Source organism: Maritimimonas sp. 2210JD6-3 (assembly GCF_056591795.1).
This window is the reverse complement of the sequence record NZ_JBWQOJ010000002.1, coordinates 22,064-34,915: the sequence shown is the minus strand read 5'-3', so window position 1 is coordinate 34,915 and position 12,852 is coordinate 22,064. Positions and strand designations below refer to the sequence as shown.

12 protein-coding genes are annotated in these 12,852 nt (G+C 32.7%); 6 read left to right on the top strand and 6 right to left on the bottom strand.

Translation table 11 applies throughout. From position 1 onward, the window contains the following. Window positions 1–13: 13 nt before the first annotated feature. From AC1EUY_RS01610 to AC1EUY_RS01590, 5 genes are all read right to left on the bottom strand, one after another. Complete coding sequence (locus tag AC1EUY_RS01610) at window positions 14–748, bottom strand: rhomboid family intramembrane serine protease (RefSeq protein WP_480193752.1); 735 nt, start codon at window positions 746–748, stop codon at window positions 14–16. Between the two features lie 3 nt (window positions 749–751). Then, a complete protein-coding gene (gene mutL, locus AC1EUY_RS01605) occupies window positions 752–2,581 on the bottom strand; it encodes a DNA mismatch repair endonuclease MutL (RefSeq protein WP_480193751.1) in 1,830 nt (609 codons plus the stop codon). Beyond that, window positions 2,581–2,859, bottom strand: coding sequence for a riboflavin synthase subunit beta (locus AC1EUY_RS01600; RefSeq protein ID WP_480193750.1), 279 nt, complete (start codon window positions 2,857–2,859; stop codon window positions 2,581–2,583). The genes mutL and AC1EUY_RS01600 overlap by 1 nt, the downstream gene beginning before the upstream one ends. A gap of 91 nt (window positions 2,860–2,950) precedes the next feature. Then, the gene (gene ribH / locus AC1EUY_RS01595) at window positions 2,951–3,421 is read right to left on the bottom strand and encodes a 6,7-dimethyl-8-ribityllumazine synthase (protein ID WP_480193749.1); all 471 of its coding nucleotides are present in this window, start codon (window positions 3,419–3,421) and stop codon (window positions 2,951–2,953) included. 9 nt (window positions 3,422–3,430) lie between these two features. Next, the gene (locus tag AC1EUY_RS01590) at window positions 3,431–4,195 is read right to left on the bottom strand and encodes a tetratricopeptide repeat protein (RefSeq protein ID WP_480193748.1); all 765 of its coding nucleotides are present in this window, start codon (window positions 4,193–4,195) and stop codon (window positions 3,431–3,433) included. 102 nt (window positions 4,196–4,297) lie between these two features. Here AC1EUY_RS01590 and recF point away from each other — a divergent pair, with 102 nt between their 5' ends. The 4 genes from recF (at window position 4,298) to AC1EUY_RS01570 (ending at window position 9,995) form a co-directional block, all read left to right on the top strand. Next, on the top strand, window positions 4,298–5,395 hold the full coding sequence (gene recF / locus AC1EUY_RS01585; RefSeq protein WP_480193747.1) for a DNA replication/repair protein RecF: 1,098 nt from the start codon (window positions 4,298–4,300) through the stop codon (window positions 5,393–5,395). Beyond that, window positions 5,388–5,684, top strand: coding sequence for a DciA family protein (locus AC1EUY_RS01580; protein ID WP_480193746.1), 297 nt, complete (start codon window positions 5,388–5,390; stop codon window positions 5,682–5,684). Before recF ends, AC1EUY_RS01580 begins: the two co-directional genes overlap by 8 nt. A gap of 84 nt (window positions 5,685–5,768) precedes the next feature. Then, window positions 5,769–9,512, top strand: coding sequence for a choice-of-anchor D domain-containing protein (locus AC1EUY_RS01575; protein ID WP_480193745.1), 3,744 nt, complete (start codon window positions 5,769–5,771; stop codon window positions 9,510–9,512). A gap of 69 nt (window positions 9,513–9,581) precedes the next feature. Next, window positions 9,582–9,995: a S1 RNA-binding domain-containing protein gene (locus AC1EUY_RS01570; protein WP_480193744.1), complete on the top strand. Its 414-nt coding sequence runs from the start codon at window positions 9,582–9,584 to the stop codon at window positions 9,993–9,995. 47 nt (window positions 9,996–10,042) lie between these two features. On the opposite strand, the gene AC1EUY_RS01565 is transcribed toward AC1EUY_RS01570, so the two are convergent. Continuing rightward, window positions 10,043–11,296, bottom strand: coding sequence for an alpha/beta hydrolase (locus AC1EUY_RS01565; protein ID WP_480193743.1), 1,254 nt, complete (start codon window positions 11,294–11,296; stop codon window positions 10,043–10,045). Window positions 11,297–11,384: 88 nt separating this feature from the next. Here AC1EUY_RS01565 and AC1EUY_RS01560 point away from each other — a divergent pair, with 88 nt between their 5' ends. Both AC1EUY_RS01560 and AC1EUY_RS01555 read left to right on the top strand, forming a co-directional pair. Continuing rightward, window positions 11,385–12,224, top strand: coding sequence for a 1,4-dihydroxy-2-naphthoyl-CoA synthase (locus AC1EUY_RS01560; protein WP_480193742.1), 840 nt, complete (start codon window positions 11,385–11,387; stop codon window positions 12,222–12,224). Window positions 12,225–12,242: 18 nt separating this feature from the next. Next, the gene (locus AC1EUY_RS01555) at window positions 12,243–12,851 is read left to right on the top strand and encodes a fumarylacetoacetate hydrolase family protein (RefSeq protein ID WP_480193741.1); all 609 of its coding nucleotides are present in this window, start codon (window positions 12,243–12,245) and stop codon (window positions 12,849–12,851) included. The last annotated feature ends 1 nt before the right edge of the window (window position 12,852 follow it).

Here is a 12,852-nt window from a genome sequence, read left to right as displayed (position 1 = left end):
GTGTCTTGTCTCACTATTTTTTATCCCAGCGCTTAAACTGATTTTTATTCCAATACATAACGATTAGAAAACCAACCAAAGCACCACCAACATGTGCAAAATGTGCAATATTACCAGAGCCAAAAATTGAAAAACCCGTTAATCCAGAAAACAAGTCAATACCAATCATCACAGGTATAAAATATTTTGCTGCTACGGGTACCGGAAAAAATATTAAGGCCAGTTTTGAATCAGGGAACTTCATACCAAATGCAGCTAAAAGACCGTAAAGAGCACCAGATGCTCCTACAGCTGGGACGCTATAAATAGCATTAATTTTTTGTAGCATACTGTTTTGATAAAACTTAGTTCTATCCATTAAATCATAAATTTCTTTGCTAGAAATACTTTCGGTACTTATGAGACTATCAAAAGCAGCATTAAACTGTAAATAGTTAACTAATGTGTAAATAAGTCCTGCTCCTATTCCAGCAGAGAAGTAAAAGAATAAAAATTTATTTCTTCCCCATATCTGTTCTAAGGGGCTGCCGAACATCCATAAACCAAACATATTAAATGCAATGTGCATTATAGACTGTTGACTATGCATAAACATACTTGTTACATATTGCCAAATACCAAAATTTGGATTTTTAGGGAAATGTAAGGCAAACAAGTCTTGTAATTGTGGGTAAACAAACTTAGCAGCTAGAAAAAATAATACATTTATTATGATTAAATGTTTTACGGTATCGGTAATTCGCATCATAGCTTAATTGTCGAATTTTAGTTGAATTTCCTCTAATGGTAAGGTTATAAATGTACTCTTACCATACGGTGAATGATTAGGTTCTTTACAAGAAAATAGTCGCTCTAACAGCTCTTCTTGTTCTATATTTTCAAGTTTAACACCATTTTTTATAGCCAAACTTTTTGCTAAACTCTTTGCAATGATATCGGTTTGACTAAAACTGGTTTCTGGGATTTCGTGGCGTACATTTTCTAACAGCTCTTCTAGTAATGCTCTTATTTCACTTTCTTTAACCAAATTAGGAATCCCTTTTATAACAATACTCTCTTTTACAATACTATCAAATTGAAATCCTAAACTTTCTAGGTCATTTCTCATCTCTTTAAGAAAGCCTGTTTCCTTAGGAGTGAAATTAATTTCAATAGGGAAGAGTAATTGTTGGCTAGCCGCTTCATCTAATGTTATTCTCGTTAAAAAATCTTCATATAAAACCCGTTGATGTGCTAGATTTTGATCTATTAAAACGATTCCTGACTTAATAACACTTAAGATATATTTCTGGTGTATTTGAAATGTTTTCGCTTTAGAATTCGCTTGCTGTTTGTCAAATAACTCTTTGGTAACCTCTTGTGCATCAACCTCTAAATGTTCTATTGCTAAAGCATCATTTTTAATATTTACATATAAAGAATCCCAGTTAGCACTCGATTCTTTTTGGTAAGAAGGAGTAGTTTTTTTTTCAGTTTCAAAAGGGTTGAAGGTAGGATCAATTTTTATCTGCGGAGTACTCGCTTTTTTCTGTGTATAATCATAAGGTACTTCTAAACCAGTATTTTTTTCAAAATCTAAAACTGGTGCTACATTATATTGACCTAAGCTATGCTTGATAGTTGATCTTATAATCGCATAGAGTGCGTGCTCATTATCAAATTTAACTTCTGTTTTTGTAGGATGAATATTTACATCTAAAGTAGTAGGAGGCACTTTTAAATACAAAAAATAAGTAGGATGATATCCATGAGCCAATAAGCCTTCAAAAGCACTCACAACGGCATGGTGCAGATAACCATGTTTTATAAATCGATCATTTACAAAAAAGTATTGTTCACCTCTTTTTTTCTTAGCAAAATTGGGTTTAGCAATAAAACCTTCGATTTTAATAATATCGGTTTCCTCATTTATCGGAACCAATTTCTCGTTGGTTTTAGCTCCTAATATACCAACAATACGTTGTCTTAAATTGCTAGGTTTAAGATTAAAAAGCTCTCCATCATTGTGATACAGTGAAAAAGAAATAGTATGATGCACTAATGCAACGCGATGAAATTCATCAATAATATGTCTAAGTTCTACGGTATCAGATTTTAAAAAGTTACGCCTAGCGGGAATATTATAGAATAAATGCTTTATTGAGATACTAGTACCCGTTGGAGTAGAAACTAAGTTTTGAGAAATAATTTTACTACCTTCAAGTTTTATCTGTACGCCAAGCTCGTTATCTTCTTGCTTGGTTTTTAATTCTACATGCGATACCGCAACAATAGAAGCTAGGGCTTCACCTCTAAATCCTTTAGTGGTAAGATTAAATAAGTCTTCTGCTGCACGTATTTTAGAAGTAGCATGTCGCTCAAAAGCCATTCGTGCGTCAGTTTCACTCATACCAGCACCATTGTCAATAACCTGTATAAGTGTCTTGCCAGCGTCTTTAATAAGTAATTTGATTTCTGTTGCATTAGCATCAATAGCATTTTCTAACAATTCTTTTACAACAGAAGCAGGTCTTTGAACGACCTCACCTGCTGCTATTTGATTTGCCACGTGATCGGGAAGTAACTGAATGATGTCTGGCATTATTCTTTTTGGAAAATTGAAAGGTCAAAATCAATAAGGTATAAGAAAATAAATAGCAAAATTGCTACAATAATAAATATCGTTCTGTACGTTTCTCTACCTTCGGTTTTTTTTAATTCGTCAACTGCATCGACGAATTTTGTTTTTAAATTTTTGTTTTTACCTGTAGTTGATCTATAGTCATCAAATTTATGCTTTATTTTAAAAGGATTTCCTTCACCTTTATAATATCGTGGTTGGTAATCAAACTTTTTATGTTCTTTTTTAAAAACTTTCATTGACAGATGCTTTAAGCAACTACGTTAAAGTCAAATTTACTTAAATAAAGGAATGTGGTCAAATTTATTTTTCAGATAGTCGTTAAAACTATCATAAAGTTGCCATTTTAATAGCTGTTATTGCACATTCAACTCCTTTGTTGCCATGTTTGCCTCCAGATCGATCAATAGATTGTTGCATCGTGTTATCGGTAAGTACACAAAATATAGTAGGAATATTGTATTGAATATTTAGGTCTTTAATACCTTGCGATACAGCATCACAAACAAAGTCGAAATGTTTAGTTTCTCCTTGTATTACACATCCTATTGCAATTACAGCATCAAAATTATTCGTTTTTAACAAATGTTTACTACCGTAGATCAATTCATAACTGCCAGGTACATTAAGACGTGTAATATTCTCTTTTTTAGTGCCGTTCTCAAGTAAAGTTTTAAAGGTTCCTTTATACAGATTTTCTGTAATAGAAGGATTCCATTCTGAAACAACAATCCCAAACCGAAGATTTTTCGCGTTTGGGATTGATGCTTTATCGTAGTTCGATAAATTGGTTGTAGCCATAATAGCTAATTATTGTTGCGCTAATTTAGCTTTATTTATATAACCTTCTATTTCTTTTGCCTCCTCAGAAGAACTATGTTTATCTTTTATTTTTGTAAAGAGCTCTTCAGCTATTTTAAATTTTTTTAAATCTAATGCGGTATTACCTGCTTTCATTAAATATATTGGCGAGGTAAAATCATTACTCTTAAAATTTGCTGCTTTTGTGTAATACTCAAGTGCATCTTCGGGCTGATTAATCTCCGCAAAAGCATCTCCAATATTTCCTAATGCCAGTGCTCCTAGAATTTCATCATCAGTTGAAAAGTCACCTAATTGTGAAATAGCATTTTCATAATCATTCATTTTTAGATACGAAATTCCTGCCATATATTTTGCTAGATTTCCTGCATTAGTGCTACCGTAATTATCAACAATATCTAGAAGTCCATATTTACCATCAGCACCATTTAGTGCCAAATTATAAAGAGAATCTTTTGCAACTTGGTTATTTTGAGCTTGATCGAAAAAACTTTTTGGGTAGGCTAATTCATCTGCTGCTTCAATCTCCTTAGGTTCTTGCACATATTTTTTATAAGCACCATAAGCTAAGATCAAACCTAATACCAGTATGAGACCACTAAACAAAATCTTACTATTCTTTTCTATCCATTGTTCCGATTTTGAGGCAGTTTCATCTAAAGTATTAAATACTTCTGCTGTAGTACTGTTCTCTTCTATATTCTGCTGAACTTGCTTTTTTACTTTATTTCCTCTTTTCTTATAAGTTGCCATTCGTATTCAAATTTGGATGCGCAAAAATATAATTTTTTATTGAATTGATATAGGGTTAATTAGTCTAAATTTTGTTTTTTTGCAGAAGCACTTAAATAGCTGATGTTTCTTAAAAAAATAGCTTTAATAAATTATAAAAATTTTGACTCGTTAGAATATGATTTTGATGAGAAGATTAACTGCTTTGTTGGTAATAATGGAGTTGGTAAAACCAATGTTTTAGATGCTATTTATCACCTTTCTTTTGCGAGAGGATATTTTAATAGTATTGCTACTCAAAATATTAAACACAATGAAGATTTTTATCTTATAGAAGGAACTTTTAAAAAAAACAAACGATCAGAACTTATAAGTTGTAGTTTAAAACGAGGTCAGAAAAAAGTAGTAAAGAGAAACGGTAAAATATACGATAAACTTTCTGATCATATTGGATTAATACCGTTAGTTATTGTATCGCCCTCAGATACCGATTTGATAGTAGAAGGTAGTGATGTTCGAAGAAAATTTGTCGATAGTGTTATATCACAATCAGACACACTGTATTTACAAGATCTAATAGCCTATAACAAAGTGCTTTCACAAAGAAATGCTTTATTAAAATATTTTGCATTAAATCACGTTTATGATGCGATGAATGTAGCCGTTTATAATGAGCAATTAACTGAATTAGGTGTAAAGATTTACCAGAAGAGGAAAGAATTTTTACTAGATTTTATACCTCTTTTTAAGAAACGTTACAAGTATATAACTGATAGCAGTGAAGAGGTTGGTTTGGTATATAAATCTCATTTAGAAAAAGATGATTTTAATAAATTGCTAGAAGTAACTATTGAAAAAGATAGACTCTTACAATATACTTCAGTAGGAATTCACAAAGATGACTTGTTATTTACTATAGATGGTTACTCGATTAAGAAGTTTGGTTCTCAAGGACAAAAAAAATCATATTTAATAGCATTGAAATTAGCTCAATTTGATTTAATAAAAAATCAATTAAATACCACGCCATTGTTGTTATTAGATGATATATTTGATAAATTAGATGCTTCTAGGGTATCAAAAATCATCTCGTTAGTAAATGAAGATGATTTTGGACAGCTTTTTATAAGCGATACGCATGGCGAAAGAACAGAAGAAGTGATTAAAAGGACAAATCAACCGTACAAAATGTTTAACATAGAAAAGAAATTACATGACTAAACGCACGAATGACTTTTTGTCTATGGAGCAAGCTATGAAAGAAATGCTTGTCGAAAATAATTTGCAAAAAGGCATTACTGTTATAGAAGTTAAACAAGCATGGAATGAGGTTATGGGGGCTGGTGTTGTATCATACACAGACGATATATTATTTAAAAATAATATATTGAAAGTAAAACTTAGATCAGCTGCTTTAAGAGAAGAATTGAGTTATGGAAAAACAAAAATCATATCTATGCTGAATGAGCATTTAAAACAGAATATAATAAATGATTTAAAACTCATCTAACTAATAGATTAATTTATATATTTGTACTTTACAGAGAAAAAGTACTTCTAAAAAGAAAAAAGGGATAATTAAATATACTTTATGATGAAAAAATTACTATGCTCGATCGTTCTTGCTTTTATTTCAATTGGAATTATACAAGCACAGGCAGAAATAGATGTAACGGGTAACACGATTTCTATTGTTGGAGATGGTACTAATACGCCTGTAACCGCGGATGGGACCGACTTTGGTTCTTTTGCTTTAAACCAAGGTTCAGGTGAACAAATATTTGAAATAAATAATACAGGAAATGTTCCATTATCTATTCTTAGTACTGTCATTAGTAATAATATTTTCACAATCACCACGACGCCTAGTTCTTCTATACCTGCTAATTCGTCATCACAAATAGGCATTACCTATAATGGATCGGCTACTGCACAAGTAATTAATGCTACATTGTTTATAGTAAATACAGATGGAGATGAAGCAAATTATCAAGTGAATATAAGAGCGACAACAGTTAATTCTCCAGATATAAATGTACAAGGAAATGGAATTGACATACCAGGTAACGGATCAAATACACCAACAAGTGCGGATGGAACTGATTTTGGATCTTTTGAAACAGGAACCTCGTCTTCTGAACGATTTTTTGTAGTACAAAATACAGGAGGAGCACCTTTATCTATTGTTTCTGCATTTGTGCCTGACGGTAATTTTCAAATAACATCACCGCTTCCTGCTTCTATTCCAGCGAATAGTAGTGAAACTATTGGAATAACTTTTAATGCCCCAGCAACCGTTGGAGTTATTAATACAAGTCTTTTCATTATACATGATGATAGTGACGAAAACCCTTATATTGTCAATATTAGGGCTGAGAGTGAGTTCCCACCAGTGCCAGACGTTAATGTTCAAGGTAATGGAATAGATATAGCTGATGGAAGTAATACTCCCAATGCTGCTAACGGAACTGATTTTGGAGACGTGAATGTAGGTTCGTCTTTACAAAGAACGTTTACAATTCAGAATACAGGTAGTGCCTCATTAAATATACTGGGCTTACAGATGCAAACTGGTTCTAATTCACAATTTTCTATCAATATTACTGGTATAACAAATCCTGTTCCTGCAGGTGGTTCTACAACTTTTAATGTTATTTTTAACTCTACTACTCCTGGTTCGGCAACAGGAACAGTACTTTTAGAAACAAATGACCCAGATGCGTCAGAAGAGATTTACACTTTTAATATTGCAGCTAATGGAGTTGTTTTAACTGAACCTGATATTGAAGTTGCAGATTCTTCAAATACAATTATAATTGCAGATGCTGACACTACACCAGATGTTGCAGATGGAACTGACTTTGGAACTACAACGATTGGAAATTCTATTACAAGAACTTTTACCATAAGAAATACTGGTAATGCAAATTTAGATATTACAAATGTTGGTTTTTCATTAGGTAATGATTCGCAATTTACTATTAATACATCTAGTATGACAAATCCTTTATCTGGAGGTCAAACAACTACTTTTGATGTGATATTTACCCCAACTACTGTAGGAGTTACAAGTGCTACAACAGTAAGAATAAGAACAAATGATCCTGATACAGAAGATCCTTATACATTTGCTATTACGGCGCAAGCCACAGATAATACACCTACTGGTGCGCCTTTATTAATTACGCAATATTATGAGAATGGTAATGAAGACTACATAGAAATAAAGAATATTTCTTCGAGTACAGTAACGCAACAATTTTTCTTGTGTCTATATGATTCTGATTTAGTATTATCTTCAATAAGTAATACAGCCCCAGATGCTAGTATTCAAATACCAACTTTAGCTGCAGGTCAAGTGGTAGTTTTCAAAAATCCTTCGGCTACTCGGTCAGGCACTCCAACTCCTGCTGCAGTCTTTTCAGGTAGAGATGTGATCATGATTTCTGGCTCTAACGAAATAGATAGTTATAATGCAAGAATTGACATTATAGGTGTTATAGGTAGCTCTAATGGTACGAATTGGGGAAGTAGTACTACTTATATCAAAGGATGTGGTACCAATGAGGCACCCTCTACTACGTTTGCTTATAATGCAAGTGCCACGCCTTCAGTGACTGATTACATAACGCTAACCACTTCTGAGGTTGATAGTGCGCCCTCTTCTTCTAACTTATTTCTTGGAACTCAAACGGTAGGTCCTACTACATATACTTCTTCGTGGAATAATGGCTTACCCGACAAAACAAAAAATGCTATAATTAATGGAACATATAACGCAGGCTCAGGAACTATTACAGCTTGCAACCTCACAGTATCAGGAAGCTTAAATTTTAGTGGTTCAACTAGCAACTATGTTAAGGTTTTTAAAAATCTTTTTATTAATGGTTCATTTGTATTGGGTGATCAAGCTGCGTTAATTACTGTCGATGAAAATGCCACTATATCTGGTTCAATTACGAAACAAGAAAGTTCTACAGTACTTAATAATTCTGATGATTTTACCTATTGGTCTTCTCCAGTACAGGGAGCTACTACGTCAGTTTTCACGAATACAGGAGCACCTGCTGAGCGTATTTTTGAATGGGATAAACCTGGTTTAACAGGTAGCGGTAATTTTGGAAGTTGGAAAGTTAAGAGCGGAGGCTTAGAACAGGCAAGAGGTTATATTTCAGAGGCACCTTCTGGAAGCACACAACACAATATAACCTTCACAGGTACACCCTATAATGGGGAAATAGACATCTTTGTTGAAGTAGATACTAATTTTCCTAATGGAGGAGGAGGTTTTAACCTTATTGGTAATCCGTATCCTTCGGCAATATCTGCAAACAATTTTTTAACACATGGTCCTAATGTTGAAATTCAAGGTGGAGCGTTAAATGGCTCTATTTGGTTATGGACACATAATACAGCATTTGTAAATAATGAGGGTATTTTAAATGATTACAGTGTAAATGATTATGCAACTTATAATGGTTCTGGTGGTGTAGCTGCCTGCGGAACTTGTCCAGTGCCAAATGGTATTATTGGCTCTGCTCAAGGTTTCTTCGTAAACGCAAAAAGCAGAGGCTCAATTTTCTTTACCAACGATATGAGAGTGGATGGACAAAACACTCAATTTTTTAGAGAAAATAATGATAAAAATAAGTCTAATAATGATCTAAAAGATAGATTGTGGTTAAATGCAACCAGTAAAGAGGGTGGCGCTTTTAATCAAATACTGATAGGTTTCTTTGATAAAGCTACAGATGGAGAAGATAATTTCTATGATGCACAAAAATTTAGTGCGGGTAATTATATTAGCTTATACTCGAATATTAATGATGGTAGATACGCTATACAAGGTTTAGGAACTTATAATTCTGATAAGCAAATCTCAATTGGATTTGATGCATATGTGAAGGAGACCTTCAATATATCCATTCATAAAATGGAAGGTATATTGAATACTGAAGAAATTTACTTAGTAGATAACTATTTGAATATTGTACATGATCTCAAGGCTTCTCCTTATGAATTTGAAGTTACTGAAACAGGAAGCTTTTCCGATAGGTTTACTTTACAATTCAATAAGTCTGTGTTAGGAGTAGATGATGAAATATTAAATAATAATTTTATTGTAGCTAATGAAAATAATACGTTAAGAGTTAGAGCAAGTGATTCAGTAACTAATATCAAAGTGTATGATATGTTAGGTAGATTATTAATTGATGCAAATCCTAATCAAGTTGACTTTACACTTAATACGAATAGCATTGCTAAAGGAACTGTTTTGGTATTGAATGCAACGTTAGAAAATGGTGCTGAAATAAGTAAAAAAGCGATTAAGTTTTAAATAAAGTTTTGAATAAAAAGTAAGCCTCGCATTAACGCGGGGCTTTTTATTTTAATATATGAGAAGAAAATGAAAGAAGGTGATAAAGTTGATCTAATTATAGGTAAGCAAACCCCATTGGGATATGTTGTATTAATAGAAGAAGAGTATGAGGGATTATTATATAGTAATGAAATTTTTAGCGATATTAAAACTGGAGACAGAACTAAGGGATATATAAAGAAAATTAGAGAAGATGATAGAATCGATGTTGCTTTAACACCTCAAGGTTTTAAAAATAGCATAGATATCTTCTCAAATAAAATATTAGAAGCGTTAGAGCAAAATGATGGTGTTTTAACTGTAACAGATAGAAGTTCACCTAAAGACATTAAAAGACTTTTAAACATGAGTAAGAAGAGCTTTAAAAAGGCTGTAGGAAATCTTTACAAACAAAAAAAGATTAAAATTGCTGCTGATGGTATATATCTATTAAAAAAATAAAGCTCAGTTTTCCTGAGCTTTATTAATATTATATTTAGAGAACTATTTTATTTTCCTCCTTCAGATTCTTCTTCTACTTCATTAGTACTAGCTTTTTCTAGTGTTTCCTCATCATCTAAAGGCTCGTTCTTTTTCTTTGTTTTTGCTAAAACACGTTCAACATTTTGATAATAACCGTCTGCATTAGGATCATCAGAGGAAATCTTTGCATAACCATTTTTATAGAATTTTAAAGCACGCTTTAGATCATTACCAGTTTCGTAATATTGACCAATATAATAATCACCTATGGGAGATTCTGGATATAATCTGTTGATCATCTTACCGAATTCTTCTAAATAAGCACCATCTTCTTTATCTAATACTATAGATTCGACAGCAAAAATATCGCGTTGTCTAATCTTTAAGTTAGAACCAAACAAATACTGAATCTCAACATACTTACGTTCTAAATATTCTATAGCCTCTGCTGGACTCAATTCCGCAATATGATCTTCGAATTCTTGTCTTGAAATTGGAGAATACATTTCAAATAAATGTGCTAAAGCCGCAGGTATTGCTTGACCAATAGATGAAATCTTTGTAGAATTATTGAATTCATCAAACTTATAAATAAAATTTTCGTTCTCAATATTATTCAAAATATAATGAATCTGATTAATGGCTTCATCTTTCTTTACGCCATTATACTCACCAGTATTCATATAGAAGTATGTATTGTTTTCGATACCAGGAATTTTCCCTTTAAATAAACCAGCAACTTCTGGCGGAAATAATGGATTAATATTTATGTAAGCATTAAACGCAGGATTATTTTCTACTAGAAAATAATTGGCAAAATTTGCTGTTAAAGTATTACCAACAATAGTTCGAAATGGCGAAATTCTATATTTACTTTCAATATGTGAAACCAATTCGTTTTTGACAAATCTATAGAATTTAGAGCTCGTTTCGGTTAGTAAACCATTTGCAACACTAATTTCGCAATCAGTTTTGCGTTCATTTTTCTGATTTTGGTAAATACCAACTACAATTTGCTCTGGAGCTTTGTCCTTCAATGCAAAAAGTTTAGAATTAGCGACATAAATGTCAAAAAGATATTCAGCGTCAAGTACTACTGCTAATGGATATACTCTTGTAGAATCTTCCTTGTAAGAATCAGGAACATATATTTTTAATATACGCTCATTATTTAATTCTCCAGCCATCTCAGCAGACTTAAACTTTTCTAAATGGGTATTCTGAGAAAACCCATAAACAGAGAAGAGTATTAAAAATAGTTTAGCGAACGATTTTTTCATTGGTTTTTATTTTAAAGTAATTTTTGTCTATTTAATTAATGTTTTATCATAATTGTATATTTACAAACGAAAAAAAGGATTAATTATTATGAATGAACCGAACTGGATCGAAGTTGGTAATTTTGAGGATATCACTTATAAAAAATATAATGGCGTTGCTAGAATAGCTTTTAACCGACCGAATGTTCGAAATGCTTTTAGACCTAGGACAACCAAAGAACTCTATAATGCTTTTTATGATGCACAAGAAGATACGAGTATTGGAGTTATTTTGCTCTCTGCCGAAGGGCCATCAACAAAAGATGGCGTGTATTCTTTTTGCAGTGGTGGTGACCAAAAAGCTAGGGGACATCAAGGTTATGTTGGTGAGGACGGTTATCATAGATTGAATATTTTAGAAGTGCAACGCTTAATTCGGTTTATGCCTAAAGTTGTTATTGCTGTTGTACCTGGATGGGCAGTTGGTGGAGGTCATAGTTTGCATGTAGTCTGTGACATGACACTGGCAAGTAAAGAACATGCTATTTTTAAACAAACAGATGCCGATGTGACAAGTTTCGATGGTGGGTATGGTTCGGCATATTTAGCGAAAATGGTTGGTCAAAAAAAAGCGAGAGAGATATTCTTTTTAGGAAGAAATTATTCTGCGCAAGAAGGGTATGAAATGGGAATGGTAAATGCTGTGATACCGCATGAAGAATTAGAACAAACAGCCTATGATTGGGCACAAGAAGTGTTGGCAAAATCTCCTACGTCAATAAAAATGCTCAAGTTTGCTATGAATTTAACTGATGATGGTATGGTTGGCCAGCAAGTTTTTGCTGGAGAAGCAACACGTTTGGCTTATATGACCGAAGAAGCGAAAGAAGGGCGTAATGCATTTTTAGAGAAGCGTAAGCCAAATTTTGTAAAAAAATGGATTCCTTAATAAATAAAAATTCTATCCATGAAGATTATTTGTATCGGACGTAATTATGCAAAGCATATTGAAGAATTAGCAAATGAACGTCCCGACCATCCTGTAGTTTTTTTAAAGCCAGATTCGGCTATTTTGCCTAAAAAAATGCCTTTTTTTATACCTGCTTTTTCTGATGAAATTCATTATGAAGTAGAAGTATTGGTGAAGATTAATAAAGTAGGAAAGCATATTGCGGCTAAGTTTGCGCATAACTATTATGATGAGATAGGATTAGGAATCGATTTCACGGCACGAGATGTACAAGCTACATGTAAGGAAAAGGGTTTGCCATGGGAAAAAGCGAAAGCTTTTGATGGCAGTGCAGTTATTGGTGATTTTTACCCTAAAGGTGATTTTTACTTAGATAATTTAAACTTTCAATTACTAAAGAACAATGTAGTTGTTCAGGATGGTAATACTTCATCAATGCTTTGGAAAATAGATGAACTCATTGCCTATGTTTCTCAATTTTTTACGCTTAAAAAAGGAGATGTTCTATTTACGGGAACCCCAGCTGGTGTAGGCAAAATCTCAACAGAAGATATTCTAACGGGAACTCTTGAAGACCGAAAATCATTTGAAATAAAAATTAAATAAA

What these genes read in the sequence shown, in the direction of transcription:
- AC1EUY_RS01560 (WP_480193742.1), top strand. Translation starts at nt 11,385, where the DNA reads ATGAATGAACCGAACTGGATCGAAGTTGGTAATTTTGAGGATATCACT.
- AC1EUY_RS01555 (WP_480193741.1), top strand. Translation starts at nt 12,243, where the DNA reads ATGAAGATTATTTGTATCGGACGTAATTATGCAAAGCATATTGAAGAA.
- mutL (WP_480193751.1), bottom strand. Translation starts at nt 2,581, where the DNA reads ATGCCAGACATCATTCAGTTACTTCCCGATCACGTGGCAAATCAAATA.
- AC1EUY_RS01565 (WP_480193743.1), bottom strand. Translation starts at nt 11,296, where the DNA reads ATGAAAAAATCGTTCGCTAAACTATTTTTAATACTCTTCTCTGTTTAT.
- AC1EUY_RS01590 (WP_480193748.1), bottom strand. Translation starts at nt 4,195, where the DNA reads ATGGCAACTTATAAGAAAAGAGGAAATAAAGTAAAAAAGCAAGTTCAG.
- recF (WP_480193747.1), top strand. Translation starts at nt 4,298, where the DNA reads ATGTTTCTTAAAAAAATAGCTTTAATAAATTATAAAAATTTTGACTCG.
- ribH (WP_480193749.1), bottom strand. Translation starts at nt 3,421, where the DNA reads ATGGCTACAACCAATTTATCGAACTACGATAAAGCATCAATCCCAAAC.
- AC1EUY_RS01600 (WP_480193750.1), bottom strand. Translation starts at nt 2,859, where the DNA reads ATGAAAGTTTTTAAAAAAGAACATAAAAAGTTTGATTACCAACCACGA.
- AC1EUY_RS01570 (WP_480193744.1), top strand. Translation starts at nt 9,582, where the DNA reads ATGAAAGAAGGTGATAAAGTTGATCTAATTATAGGTAAGCAAACCCCA.
- AC1EUY_RS01575 (WP_480193745.1), top strand. Translation starts at nt 5,769, where the DNA reads ATGAAAAAATTACTATGCTCGATCGTTCTTGCTTTTATTTCAATTGGA.
- AC1EUY_RS01610 (WP_480193752.1), bottom strand. Translation starts at nt 748, where the DNA reads ATGATGCGAATTACCGATACCGTAAAACATTTAATCATAATAAATGTA.
- AC1EUY_RS01580 (WP_480193746.1), top strand. Translation starts at nt 5,388, where the DNA reads ATGACTAAACGCACGAATGACTTTTTGTCTATGGAGCAAGCTATGAAA.